The 11,643-nt window shown below is 70.6% G+C and carries 12 protein-coding genes; 7 read left to right on the top strand and 5 right to left on the bottom strand.

Features of this window, described 5'->3' with window-relative positions; genetic code table 11:
• Window position 1: 1 nt before the first annotated feature.
• Window positions 2–826 (top strand): zinc-dependent peptidase, encoded by an 825-nt coding sequence (locus tag IPH07_29765; GenBank protein MBK6921623.1) that lies wholly within the window; start codon window positions 2–4, stop codon window positions 824–826.
• Between the two features lie 31 nt (window positions 827–857).
• A complete protein-coding gene (locus IPH07_29760) occupies window positions 858–1,574 on the top strand; it encodes a DUF2807 domain-containing protein (protein MBK6921622.1) in 717 nt (238 codons plus the stop codon).
• Between the two features lie 180 nt (window positions 1,575–1,754).
• Here IPH07_29760 and IPH07_29755 read toward each other — a convergent pair whose 3' ends face one another.
• Both IPH07_29755 and IPH07_29750 read right to left on the bottom strand, forming a co-directional pair.
• Complete coding sequence (locus tag IPH07_29755; GenBank protein MBK6921621.1) at window positions 1,755–2,882, bottom strand: putative Ig domain-containing protein; 1,128 nt, start codon at window positions 2,880–2,882, stop codon at window positions 1,755–1,757.
• Window positions 2,883–2,960: 78 nt separating this feature from the next.
• Window positions 2,961–4,424: an aminopeptidase P family protein gene (locus IPH07_29750; GenBank protein MBK6921620.1), complete on the bottom strand. Its 1,464-nt coding sequence runs from the start codon at window positions 4,422–4,424 to the stop codon at window positions 2,961–2,963.
• Window positions 4,425–4,522: 98 nt separating this feature from the next.
• On the opposite strand from IPH07_29750, the gene IPH07_29745 reads away from it, so the two are divergent.
• The 3 genes from IPH07_29745 (at window position 4,523) to IPH07_29735 (ending at window position 7,178) form a co-directional block, all read left to right on the top strand.
• Entirely contained in the window at window positions 4,523–5,959 is a 1,437-nt protein-coding gene (locus IPH07_29745) for a hypothetical protein (protein MBK6921619.1), read from the top strand.
• 92 nt (window positions 5,960–6,051) lie between these two features.
• The gene (locus tag IPH07_29740; GenBank protein MBK6921618.1) at window positions 6,052–6,663 is read left to right on the top strand and encodes a threonylcarbamoyl-AMP synthase; all 612 of its coding nucleotides are present in this window, start codon (window positions 6,052–6,054) and stop codon (window positions 6,661–6,663) included.
• A gap of 173 nt (window positions 6,664–6,836) precedes the next feature.
• A complete protein-coding gene (locus tag IPH07_29735; GenBank protein ID MBK6921617.1) occupies window positions 6,837–7,178 on the top strand; it encodes a hypothetical protein in 342 nt (113 codons plus the stop codon).
• A gap of 76 nt (window positions 7,179–7,254) precedes the next feature.
• Here the strand turns inward: IPH07_29735 and IPH07_29730 are convergent, their stop codons facing one another.
• Window positions 7,255–7,866 carry a hypothetical protein gene (locus IPH07_29730; GenBank protein MBK6921616.1) on the bottom strand — a complete coding sequence of 204 codons (612 nt, stop codon included), beginning with the start codon at window positions 7,864–7,866 and terminating at the stop codon, window positions 7,255–7,257.
• A gap of 130 nt (window positions 7,867–7,996) precedes the next feature.
• On the opposite strand from IPH07_29730, the gene IPH07_29725 reads away from it, so the two are divergent.
• Together IPH07_29725 and IPH07_29720 are read left to right on the top strand one after the other, a co-directional pair.
• The gene (locus IPH07_29725; GenBank protein ID MBK6921615.1) at window positions 7,997–9,247 is read left to right on the top strand and encodes a hypothetical protein; all 1,251 of its coding nucleotides are present in this window, start codon (window positions 7,997–7,999) and stop codon (window positions 9,245–9,247) included.
• A gap of 196 nt (window positions 9,248–9,443) precedes the next feature.
• A complete protein-coding gene (locus tag IPH07_29720) occupies window positions 9,444–10,940 on the top strand; it encodes an OmpA family protein (protein ID MBK6921614.1) in 1,497 nt (498 codons plus the stop codon).
• Here the strand turns inward: IPH07_29720 and IPH07_29715 are convergent.
• Both IPH07_29715 and IPH07_29710 read right to left on the bottom strand, forming a co-directional pair.
• Window positions 10,915–11,223: an Hpt domain-containing protein gene (locus IPH07_29715; protein ID MBK6921613.1), complete on the bottom strand. Its 309-nt coding sequence runs from the start codon at window positions 11,221–11,223 to the stop codon at window positions 10,915–10,917. The genes IPH07_29720 and IPH07_29715 overlap by 26 nt on opposite strands.
• Window positions 11,220–11,627, bottom strand: a complete 408-nt coding sequence (locus IPH07_29710; protein MBK6921612.1) for a response regulator — start codon at window positions 11,625–11,627, stop codon at window positions 11,220–11,222. Before IPH07_29710 ends, IPH07_29715 begins: the two co-directional genes overlap by 4 nt.
• Window positions 11,628–11,643 lie beyond the last annotated feature (16 nt).

The raw sequence follows: 11,643 nt of genomic DNA, 5'->3' as shown, positions 1-11,643 counted from the left end.
GATGTTGTTCTCCTGGCTCGACGATCGACGACGACGACGCATCCTGGCCCAGCCGTTCCCGGAGGCGTGGCACGGCATCCTGCGCGTGCGCGTGCCCCACCTGGCGTGGCTCGACGACGCCGAGGCGGCCCACCTGCGCGAGCTCGTGCAGGTGTTCGTGGCCGAGAAGCACTGGGAGGGCGCCGCCGGACTCGTGCTCGACGACGAGATCCGCGTGACCATCGCGGCGCAGGCGTGTCTGCTCATCCTCGGGCTCGAGCACGCGCTGTACCGCCAGGTCGAGAGCATCGTGGTCTACCCGTACACGGTGGTGGTGCCGCCGCCCAAGCCGGGCTTCTTCGCGCCCGGCGGCACGCTGCCACCGGCGGGTGTGCCCATCCACGGCCAGGCCTTCGCGCGCGGGCCCGTGATCCTGGTCTGGGACGCGGTGCGTCGCGGCGCCGCCAACCCCACCGACGGTCGCAACGTCGTCTACCACGAGTTCGCCCACAAGCTCGACATGCTGAGCGGCAGCGCCGACGGGGTTCCACCGCTGCACGATCGCGCGACCTACGATCGTTGGGTCGAGGTCTTCACGCAGGAGTACGAGGAGCTGCGCCGCCGCACCGAGCGGGGCGCATCGAGCTACCTCGGTACCTACGCGCTGACCAACGGTGCGGAGTTCTTCGCGGTCGCGAGCGAGCACTTCTTCGAGCAGCCGCTCGAGATGCAGCGCGATCACGGCGCGATGTACGAGCTGATGCGGGATTTCTATCGCCAGGACACCGCCGCGCGCGAGCGCCGGCACCGCGCGGCGGTCCGCGGCGGTCCGCCGCGCGGGGGGTGACACCGGCGGACGCCCGCGGTGTTGCACCCGCATGTCCATGTCCACCCTCGCGGCGCGCCTGTCGTTGTGTGCGCCATTGCTGTCCTCGGCGTGCGTGTTCGGCAGCGGTGACCCCATCACCGTCGAGCGCGAGCTGGCGGCGTTCGACGCCATCGACAACGACACCGTGGTCGCGCTGCGCGTGGGCGCGGCGAGCCCCGGCTCGCGGCAGCTACCTGGCCTGCTGACCTGCGACGACAATCTCGTCGACGACATCGAGACCACCGTCGAAGCCGGCGTGCTGCGGGTGCGAGCGCTGCGTCGACGGCTGCGTCCACACGTCGACTGCGAGCTGGAGGTCACGACCACCACGCTGACGCGCCTGCACGTCGACGGGCCCAGCGACGCGCTCGTCGAGGGCCCGTTCGCGCTCGAGCACGCCACCATCGATGGCCCGGCGAACGTGACCGTGCGCGGCATCGTCGGCGCCGCGGTGACGGTCGACGTCGATGGCCCCGCCGACGTCGCGCTGTCGGGCGAGGTCGACCACGCCGAGCTCGTGCTCGATGGCCCGCTGTCGCTCGATGCCCGCGGCCTGCGTGCGGCCGCGCTGACCCTCGACGGCGACGGCCCGCTGGACGCCCGCGTGTTCGCCGGCGAAGACATCGACGTCGCGCTCGACGGACCCGGCGACGTGCGGGTGTGGGGCCAGCCCGCCACGCGGCACGTCGACGTCGACGGGCCCGGCGACGTGCACTTCGTCGACTAGTACCTCGACACAGCGATAGTGATGGGTCAGAACGCCGTCATGGCCGCGACTCCGCAAGGCGCCGTGCCGCCGGAATACCGGGCGTATTTCAAGGTGCGGCAACGCAGCGAGGCGCGGTCAGGGCGGTGTTATGACCCGTCACTATCGCTGTGTCGAGGTACTAGTTCTCCGTAAACCTCTCTAGCCCTGCGGGACCATGATCACCGACCACTCGAGGAATCCGTCGAAGGTCGGGGTCATCGAGGTGTCGCAGTTGTTGCCGTCGACGTCGAAGCAGTAGTCGATCGCCAGGTTGACCACCCACGGGCGGTTCTTGAAGGCGTCGGCGACCGGTGTGTTGGTCGACAGCTCGAGGCCGTGGGTCATGAAGTAGCCGTCGGCGTCGCTGGCGAGCATGTCGTCGACGATGACCGCCTTGTCGTTGCCGGCGCCGTCTTGCAGATCGAACGGCGAGGCGTTGATGAAGAACGAGAAGCTGTACGAGCACACGCCGCCCGGGCAGGCGCTGCCGGCCTCGGCGCGGAACAGCGGGTCGCCGGGGGCGCCCACCATGATGCTGGCGTCGGGGTTGAACAGTCGCATCAGCGGCACCAGGGTCTGGGCGGTCGCGCCGGTGTGATCGACCTCGATCGCGAACGTGCCGGCGGCCGGGGTGTCGTTGGTGGCGCAATACGGGATGAAGACCTCGGCGCCGGCCTGCGTGCCGCGCACGATGAAGGCCCAGGTGCCCAGTCGCGTGTCCTGCACGGTGCCGGTCAGGGCGCAGGTTTCGGGATCGACCGAGATGCCCGCCGGCATGGTGCCGTTGCCGCTACCGCCGGGGTGGTCGCAGGTGATCGGCGTGCCGTCGCCGGTGCCGGGCACCACGTGGGCGAGCAGGGTATCGGTGCCGGTCAGGCAGTAGGGCACGCTGTCGAGCGCGAGCTCGACCGAGATCTGATCGGCGATCGACAGCTGGCAGGTGGTGGTGCCCGCGACGCCGCCGGCGTCGGTGACGGTGATGTCGAACGAGGCGTCGCCGGCCTGGGTCGGCGTGCCGGCGAGGGTCCCATCGGCGTCCAGGGTGAGTCCCGGCGGTAGGTTGCTCGACGCGAAGCTGTAGGGCATCTCGCCGCCGGCGACGGTGAGCACGTGGGAGAAGTCGGCCGCGACCGCGGCCGCGGGAATCGCATCGCAGTCGACCATCGGCATGTCGCCGCCGGTCGCGTAACCGGTGGTCTGCAGGTAGTTGTAGGGCGCGTCGAGATCGTCGGTGCACGCCGACACGAAGCTCGCCGCCGCCGCCAAGGTCAAGGCCTGAACTCGCATGATCGCTTCCCTGGTCGGCCCCCTGCGCGCGCGGCCATCGGGGGCCATCCGTATCGCCAGAGGGGTCGCTGCAGCCTATCACGAACGCGCGTCGGCCGAGACCACGCCGACCGCAGCACAGACCGCGTCGGGGGCCTTGGGGATGCCCGCGGTCAGGACCACCGGCTCGGTGGGTGTGCAGAGCACATCGTCTTCGATGCGAATGCCTCGCACGTCGACGAAGCGCGCCAGCGCGTCGCGATCGAGCGCGCCGTCGCGGACGAATGGCCCGCACAGGGTCTCGTCGCGCAGCAGCGCGTCCACGCGGTACAGCCCCGGCTCGATGGTGACGATCATGCCGGGCGCGAGGTCGCGATCCAACCGCAGGTAGCCGAGGCCGAACTGCGACGACCGCGTGCGGCCGGGCGCATAGCCGGCACGATCGCCGAGGTCCTCCATGTCGTGGACGTCGAGCCCGAGCAGGTGACCGACGCCGTGGGGGAACAGCATCGCGACCGCGCCGCGCTCGACCAAGCCGTCGACCTCGCCGCGCAGGACCCCGAGATCGACCAGGCCCCGCGCCAGCACGCGCGCGGCCTGCAGGTGCACGTCGCGGTAGCGCACGCCGGGGCGCACGCGATCGATCGCGGCCTCGTTGGCCGCCAACACCAGCTCGTACATCGCGCGCTGGGTGGCCGAGAAGCGACCGTTGACCGGCCAAGTGCGCGTGACATCGCTCGCGAAGCCCTCGTGCTCGCCGCCGAGGTCCGCCAGCAGCAGATCACCGTCGGCGAGCGTGCGATCGTAGGTGGTGCTGTGCAGCACCTGTCCGTGCACCGTGACGATGCTGTTGTACGCGCAGGGCATGCCGCGGGCGACGAGCTCGCGCTCCATCGCGGCGCGGACGTCGTGCTCGCGCAGGCCCGGGCGTGTGATGGCCATGCCGGCGAGGTGGGCCGCTCGCGTGCCCTCCACGGCGGTGCGGACCATCGCGATGGCGTGTTCGTCGTGGCACAGGCGCGCCGCGATCATCGCGTCGGCGAGCTCGAGGTCGACCGCGTCGAGGAGGTCGACCCGCGGCGCGGCGTCGTCGGGCCAGCGTCGGTCGAGCCACGCGCGCTGGTGGTTGCGCGTGCGGGTGTCGATCGCCGGCAGCGTCGCGATGTTGTGCACGCCGTGCACGAGCACGGCGTCGTGGAGCTCGGTACGCGAGCGCACCGTGTCCACGCCGGTCGCCGCTGCGATCTCGTCGAAGCTCGGCACCTCGCCGTGCCACAGCGCGTCGTCATCCGCCGGTGGCGGCACGAACAGCTCGCTGCGGCCGCCGTGCAACCACAGCATCGCGTCGGGGATCGCAACGCCGGCGAGGTACAAGAAGTGGCTCGCGGCGCGGTACGGGTGCACGTTGGCGGGGTAGTTCCGCGGCACCTGGCCACCGGCGAACACCAGCGCCGCGCGGGAGCCCAGCCGCGCGGCGACCACGGCGCGACGGCGTTGGAACACGGAGGCCGAGGTTTGCGAGCTCACGCCGATGGTTGTAGCGGAGAATGCTCGCCTTCGCATTGACAAGCCCGGCGTCGCCGTCGACGCTTCGCGGCGGGTCGCGCCGCGCGTGACCGGTCTCCAACGCCCTTGGCCGCGCATCGCTGCTCGCCGTCGACATGGTCCATGCTCCGCAACCCGCTGGCGAAGGCTGGCAGCTCGGGCCGCACCTGCGGGTCGATCGCCGCTGGCTGTGGGGCTTGTTCGCGCTCGCGCTGCTGACCCGCGTGATCTGGGTGGTGTGGGTGCACCCCCCGGGGGACTACGTGTTCAGCGACATGCGCAAGTACCTCGACCGCGCGCATGATCTGGCCGCGCATGGCTACGAGCCCGCCGATCGCACGTGGGCGTGGCAGGCGTGGGGGACGCACGCACTGTTGGCGATCCCGTTGCGATTGTTCGGGCTCGATGCGCTGGTCGCCGCGGCGCTGTGGTGGGCCGTGCTCGGGGCCGCGGCGGTGCCGCTCGGCTACCTGCTGGCGGTGCGGATCGCCAAGCACCCGCGGGTGCCCCCGGTGATGGGCGTGCTGCTGTTGCTGTGGCACCCGAACCTCTCCAACACCGGCTACTTCCTCAGCGAGACGCCGTTCTTGTGCTTCGCGCTGGGCTCGACGCTGACGCTGGTGGTGGCGCTGCAGACCGGACGCTTCGCGTGGACCGCGGGGATCCTGTCGGCGATCAGCTTCGCGGTGCGTCCACAGTCGGCGTTGTTCTACCTGCTGGTGCTGCTGACATGGTTCATCGATCGCCGGCGCCTACCGTGGGTGCGCGTGCGAACGCTGCTGGCGATCGCGCTGCCGTTGGTCGCGATGCTCGCGTTCTCGGCGTGGCGATTCCACTACCACACCGGCTACTGGGCCGGCGTGGCCGAGAACGCCAACATGAACCTCACCGCGGGGCGCTGCCACAACGTCGTCACGCAGGCGTTCAAGTCCGAGGCGCAGCTGCGGCGCTCCGAGTCGCGCGACAACACCGACGACGGCCGCCGCGTGAGCCTGCCGAACTTCCGCATCGCGTGGAAGCTGCCGGCCCGGCATCCGCTGGCGGTGCGACCGGCGCTCGGTGACGAGACCATTCGCTTCGTCGGCTACATCGGTGATCCGGAGATCCACCGCGAGATCCGCAGGCGCTGCTACGCAGCCACCGGCGTGTGGCAGCAGCTGCGGATGAGCGTCGTCAACGTCGCGCTGTCGTGGTTCATGGATCGCCAGTGGCCCGAGATGGAGAAGGGCCGCCAGCGCTTCCTGTGGCCGCTCGACGTCTACTCGGTGCTGTTCCAGATCTTCGTGTGGGCACCGTCGATGCTGGGCATGGGCTTGGCGCTGGTGTGGCTGCGACGGCGGCCCGACCTCACGCTCGTGGCCTGGCAGATTGTCAGCTCGATCGTGGTGGCCGCGATCTTCTTCGGCACCATCCGCCTGCGCACGCCCTACGATCCGTATGCGTTCCTGCTGGCGGCCGAGGGCTACCTGTGGCTGTGGGCCCGCGTGCAGGCCCGCGTGCAGGGCCACCGGCGCCGCAAGGACGCGCGGGCGCGCGCGCTCACGCAGCCCTAGCGCCGGTGACACTGGACCGGCGCGCGCATCCGTGGCAGAACCCGCGCCCCATCCCCCGTCCCCGTAGGCGGCGGTGGGGCTTCGACTGCTTCATGATCGTCCACATCGATGTCGAGCGTCCGGCGCCCCGGATCCTGCGACCCGCCGTCGATGCCCTGCGCGACGACGGCGTCATCATCTATCCGACCGACACCGGCTACGCGTTCGGCTGCGCGCTGTCGTCCTCGAAGGGCATCGCGTCGCTGCGTCGCCTGAAGGGCATGAACGACAAGCACCCCAAGCCGTTGACGATGCTGGTGCGGGACCTGGCCGAGCTCGCGCGCTACGGCCATGTGGGTAACCAGGTGTTCCGCACCATTCGGCGGCTGCTGCCGGGCCCGTACACGATGGTGCTGCGTGCGACCTCCGAGGTGCCGCGGGCGATGAAGAACCGCAACCACGAGGTCGGGCTGCGCGTGCCCGATCATCCGGTGTGCCGCATGCTCGTGGACCTGCTCGAGGAGCCGCTGCTGACCGGCTCGGTGACGCCGGCGGAGCAGGAGCCCGCACTCGAAGATCCCGACGACTACGAGCGAAAATTTGCGCGTGAGGTCGGTGTGGTGATCGATGGCGGGGCACTTTGGCCCGATCCGTCGACGGTGTTGCGTCTGGTCGACGACGTCATCGAGGTCCTGCGCGAGGGCAAGGGCCCGGTCCCGGCGTGATGCCTCGCGATCGTGCTCGCGCGTGCGCGAGCGTGGTCGTTTTGCAACACCACCACGGCGTGCCCGGAACTTGACGCATCCGAAGCGGGCGTCTTATCGTCCCGCCGCGCGACGTGCACTTCCGTGCAACCGATTTCGCGGAACGTCGTCGCATCCAACGGAGCATCAATCCCATGCGCGCACGTATCTTCTCGTCCCTCGTCCTCGCTTCCGTCCTCGGCACCGGCTGCGCCGGTGCGCTCGGCTACCAGCCGCCGGTGGGTGGCATCTACGCCGGCGCCAAGGGCATCAACCCCTCGACCCAGATGCAGATCTCGGACACCGCTCGTCCGGGCCCGAAGACCGGCAAGGCGTGTGCCTCGGGCGTCCTGGGCGTGGCCTCGTGGGGCGACATGAGCCTCGACGGCGCCAAGAAGGCCGGTGGCATCGGTCGCGTCGACACGCTCGACTACAAGACCATGGACATCCTCGGCGTGGTCTACCAGCAGCACTGCACGATCATCACCGGCGAGTGATCGATCACCGTTGAACGTCACTTGCGGCCACGCCGTGGGTGACACCCGAGCCGCCGCGCTTGCCCCCCCAAGAAGGTCAGCGTCGGCGGCTTCGCTCTTTCTTGCCCATGAGCTTGGCGATGAAGGGCTCGAGCTTGCCATGCTTGTGCTTGCGCGCGTACTTGCGCAGCCGCTTCGAGTAGGACTTGGGGTCCCACTCGGCGATCGCGCGGAACAGCCGCTGCATGGCCTCGATGCCCGCGGTCTCGGCCTCGATGCTGAACTCCGGCACGTCGATGTCGGCGTCGTGCATGCGCAGCAGGTACTCGGCCTTGCCGCACTGATACGCCGCGCGCATGTACGCGCCGTACATGTAGCGACGGTCGGTCGCGACGTAGGCGACCACCGGCTGCAACACCGGCAGCTTCGGGTCGTTCATCGCCTCGATCCAGTCGATCGCGAAGTCGCGGGTACGCACCCATCGCTTGCCGTCGGCGGTCGCCGGCGCGACGTCGAGGTACCACGCGCAGGCCGCCATCGCGGCGTCACGGTGCTGCGGCAGCGCGGCTTCGTCCTTGGCGTCGAAGCCTTCGGGCACCGCTGGCGGATCGGGCGGTGTCACGGCCTGCAGGTGCTTGCCCTGTCCGGCGCCGCAGCCGAGCAGCGCCGCGAACCCCAGCGACCACACCACTTCGCGGACGCGCATCATCGTGGCGCCGGCATAGCCCAAAGCGATCCTGCGCTCAAGCGGCTTTGCGGCGGGGCGTGACGCCTGTGGCAGCTCCCGCGGCGAAGTGGTGGCCAGGCACCGGCTTTGTTTGTCACCATCGCGTCCGCCCATGCTGCTGTCGATTCCGAAGTTCCAGTTCCGTTTCGTGCCCGCACTCGGCAACGTCATCCACCCCGGCAACTTCCACCCCGTCGGGGCCCAGCGCGGTGCCGAGTCGATGATGGCGCGTGCGAAGCCCACGACGGCACCCGCGGCCGGCAGCGGTGGCAACTGGCTGGTGGTCGGCGGCTCGGGCGGCTTCGGCAGCGCCGCGCGGGCGGTGCTGGGCCTGCGCCGCGGCGCCCACACGCTGAACCTCTCGTTCGACGCCCAGCCCAACCCCGAGAGCAGCAACAAGATCCGCAAGATCGGATCGCCCGGCTTCCATCGCAACCTCGCGATCGAGCGCGGTCTACGGGCCGCGGGGCTCACCGCGCGCTCGCTCGACGGCGATGCCTTCGCCCCCGCGATGATGGCCCAGGTGGTCGACGAGATCCGTACGCACTTCGGCGGCAAGCTCGACGGCATCGTGTGGGCCCTGGCCGCGCCGCGGGCCATCGATCCTCGCACCGGCAATGCCGTCGCGAGCGCGCTGCGACCGCTCGGGCAGAGCGTGACGATCAAGACCTTCAGCGGGCGTGACGGCGACACCATGCCGCAGGTCTCGACCGTCGAGATCCCGCCGGGGTCGCCCGAGGAGGCCATCGCCACCGTGTTCGTGATGGGTGGTGGCGTGGTCGCGCAGTGGGTCGATGCGCTGAGCACCGCCGGCGTGCTCGCACCCGGCTTCACGTTGCTCACCATCAGCTACCGCGGCAACCCGCTCAACGAGGGCGTGTACCGCAAGGGGCTCATCGGGCTCGCCAAGGCCGACCTCGAGTTCCAGACCCGCGCGCTCGATGCCATCGCGAAGCGCGAGTACGGCGGTCGCGCGATCGCGGTCGAGGGGCCCGCGGTCGTCACCGAGGCCTCGGGCGGCATCCCCGGCGTGCCGTTCTACCTCGCCCACTTGCTCGAGGTGATGGGTGATCGCTTCGAGGATCCGTTGGCGTCGATGCAGCGCATGTTCGACGATCACTTCGGCGCGGCAGGTCCGACCCTCGACGCCGACCACCTGCTGCGGATGGACGATCGCGAGCTGCAGGCCGACATCCAGTCGGAGCTGGCGCGCCGCTTCGAGGGTTCGAAGCCCGGCGACGCGTTCCCGCTCGCGCTGCACGATCGCTTCCTGGCCGAGTACGCGCGCACGCGGGGCTTCGAGGTCGCCGACGTCGACTACGAGGCGGAGTTCGACACCGACGCGGTGTGCCAGCTCGGTTGAAGGCCTGCGCAGGTGGCCGCGCACCGATCGCGGCGTACGCTGCCCGACGGCGCCGGCGCGCCGAGCTGCGAACGTGCCCGGCTTTTGACCCCGCGCGCCGCGATGGCGTAGGCTGCCCACGGCGACCACCGTGACCGCAGCGCATCTCGTCCGTTTCTCGGGTGTTTGGGCCCCACGCGCTGCGATGGCGATGGCGATGGCGCTCGCGCCTTCGGCTCTCGCGGCACAGCCCGACTCCTCGGACGACACCGTGGAGGTCGGCGACGACGAGGCCGCGCCCAGTGCCGACGAAGCCACCGACGACGAGGCCGCGCCGCCGCGTCGTGAGGCCCCCGAGGCGAGCGCGAGCGTCGAGGTCGACGCCAAGGGCACCAAGGGCAAGCGCAGCAAGGCCAAGGGCAAGCGCAGCAAGTCCTCGGCCGCCGATGCCAAGCCCGAGCCCTACCTCCCGCTCGATCGCAACCGTGGCGCCGCCGCGAAGGGCATCGAGCGCAAGAAGCCGTGGATCAAGCGCTGGATCCCGCAGCGCGACACACTCGAGGTGGGCTTCTACCTCGGTGGCTTCTTCCTGCCCAAGCGGCACGGCCTGTGGGACGCCGGCTTCGGCCCGCGGCCCTCGTTGCAACGCGGTGCCTTCGCGGGCGGCGTGCGCGTGGCCTACAACGTGCTGTCGTTCCTGGGCGTCTCGCTCGAGGTCGGCGGCATGCCCGGTCGCAGCCCCAGCGAGGGCGCCAAGACCTCGATGTACACCTTCCGCATGCTGGTCTTCGGACAGCTGCCGTACCGCGTGACACCGACGCTCGCGCTCGGTGGTGGTCTGGTCGGGCTCCGTGCGACGCCGCGGATCCTGCACGACCTCGACAGCGCGTTCGTGTGGGGCCCGGGCCTGAAGATCCACGCCAACCAGTGGCTCGCGATGCGGGTCGACGGCCGGCACATCGTCACGCCGGGCGAGGGGGCCTCGCCGCGCAGCTATGGCGAGCTGGTGTTCGGCCTCGACCTCACGGTGCGACTGCGGCGATTGCTGCGACCCCGCAAGCTCGATCGCGACGACGACGGTCTCTACGATCGCGACGACGCCTGCCCGTTCGAGGCCGCCGATACCGACGATGGCTGCCCGACCGACCGCGACGCCGACAACGACGGCGTGCCCGACACCCGCGATCGCTGTCCCAAGCAGTGGGGCGACGGTGCGGGTGGTTGTCCGGTGCCCGACACCGACGGCGACGGCGTGCTCGACGGCAAGGACGAGTGCGAGACCGAGCCGGAGACGCACAACGCCTTCAAGGACGCCGACGGCTGCCCCGACGAGGCGCCCGCGGTGCCACCCGCAGCGCTGCAACAGCTGACCGGCGTCATCGAAGGCATCACCTTCGACAGCAGCGCCTCGACCATCCGGCCCAGCTCGCGCGCGGTGCTCGACAAGGTCGTCAAGACCTTGAAGGACAACCCCACCGTGCGCATCGAGATCGTCGGTCACACCGATGACGCCGGCGCGCGTGAGGCCAACGTCGCGCTGTCGCAGGCGCGCGCCGAGGCCGTCAAGCAGTACCTGGTCGATGCCGGTGTCGAGGGCGATCGCCTGAAGACGCGGGGCGAGGGGCCCGATGCCCCGATCGCCGACAACGGCACCAAGGCCGGCCGCGCGAAGAACCGGCGCATCGAGTTCAAGGTCGTGCCGCTGACGCCGTGAGCGCGGCGAGGGCCACATCGACGGCGGCCCAGTCGGGCGCATCGCAACCCAGCTGATCCTCGATCGCTGCGGCGTGGCGTCCGGCCTCGACGTGGCCGTATGACCCGGCCGTCCCCGCCAGGCGGTGCGCGAGCGAGTGCGCCTCGGCGGTTGCCGTCGCGTCGCCACCGCGGGCTCGCGCGAGCGCGTCCGTCAGTTCCCGCACGCGCCCGGGCAGGCGCGCGCCGAAGGCAGCGATCACCGCGGCGAGCGACTCGCGGGGGTCCGCGGGTGTGTCGCTCACGGCCGCTGGCCCTGGCGCGTCCGCTCGACGATCGCGCGCACCTGCTCGGCGAGCGTCATCGGGTCGAACGGCTTCGCGATGACCCCCGCGGCCCCCTGCTCGAGGTAGCGCGCCGACTCCGAGGCGCGGGCCTTGGCGGTCATGAAGATGACGGGGATCGCGGCAGAGCGTGGATCGGCCCGCAGCAGCCGCAGGGCGGTCGGGCCGTCGATGTCGGGCATCATCACGTCGAGCAGGATCACGTCGGGACGCTCGGTCGGCGCCAGCGCGATCGCGGCCCGACCGGTCGAGACCGCAATCGTCGGCCAACCCCCGACGTCGCGCAGCGCCATCTGTGCGATGAGTCGCACGTCGTCGTCGTCGTCGACGAGCAAGACCTTCGCGATCGATCGTTCGGTAGACATCGGGTGCGGGCGCTGG

It is taken from the genome of Deltaproteobacteria bacterium (assembly GCA_016709225.1).
Lineage (GTDB): Bacteria > Myxococcota_A > Polyangia > Nannocystales > Nannocystaceae > Xiheibacterium > Xiheibacterium phototrophicum.
Note: the sequence above shows the minus strand (reverse complement) of the source record. Positions and strands in the feature narration are given on the sequence as shown.

Coding starts and splice junctions, on each gene's coding strand:
- IPH07_29765 (MBK6921623.1), top strand. CDS start 2: ATGTTGTTCTCCTGGCTCGACGATCGACGACGACGACGCATCCTGGCC.
- IPH07_29760 (MBK6921622.1), top strand. CDS start 858: ATGTCCATGTCCACCCTCGCGGCGCGCCTGTCGTTGTGTGCGCCATTG.
- IPH07_29755 (MBK6921621.1), bottom strand. CDS start 2,882: ATGCGAGTTCAGGCCTTGACCTTGGCGGCGGCGGCGAGCTTCGTGTCG.
- IPH07_29750 (MBK6921620.1), bottom strand. CDS start 4,424: ATGCGAAGGCGAGCATTCTCCGCTACAACCATCGGCGTGAGCTCGCAA.
- IPH07_29745 (MBK6921619.1), top strand. CDS start 4,523: ATGGTCCATGCTCCGCAACCCGCTGGCGAAGGCTGGCAGCTCGGGCCG.
- IPH07_29740 (MBK6921618.1), top strand. CDS start 6,052: ATGATCGTCCACATCGATGTCGAGCGTCCGGCGCCCCGGATCCTGCGA.
- IPH07_29735 (MBK6921617.1), top strand. CDS start 6,837: ATGCGCGCACGTATCTTCTCGTCCCTCGTCCTCGCTTCCGTCCTCGGC.
- IPH07_29730 (MBK6921616.1), bottom strand. CDS start 7,866: ATGATGCGCGTCCGCGAAGTGGTGTGGTCGCTGGGGTTCGCGGCGCTG.
- IPH07_29725 (MBK6921615.1), top strand. CDS start 7,997: ATGCTGCTGTCGATTCCGAAGTTCCAGTTCCGTTTCGTGCCCGCACTC.
- IPH07_29720 (MBK6921614.1), top strand. CDS start 9,444: ATGGCGCTCGCGCCTTCGGCTCTCGCGGCACAGCCCGACTCCTCGGAC.
- IPH07_29710 (MBK6921612.1), bottom strand. CDS start 11,627: ATGTCTACCGAACGATCGATCGCGAAGGTCTTGCTCGTCGACGACGAC.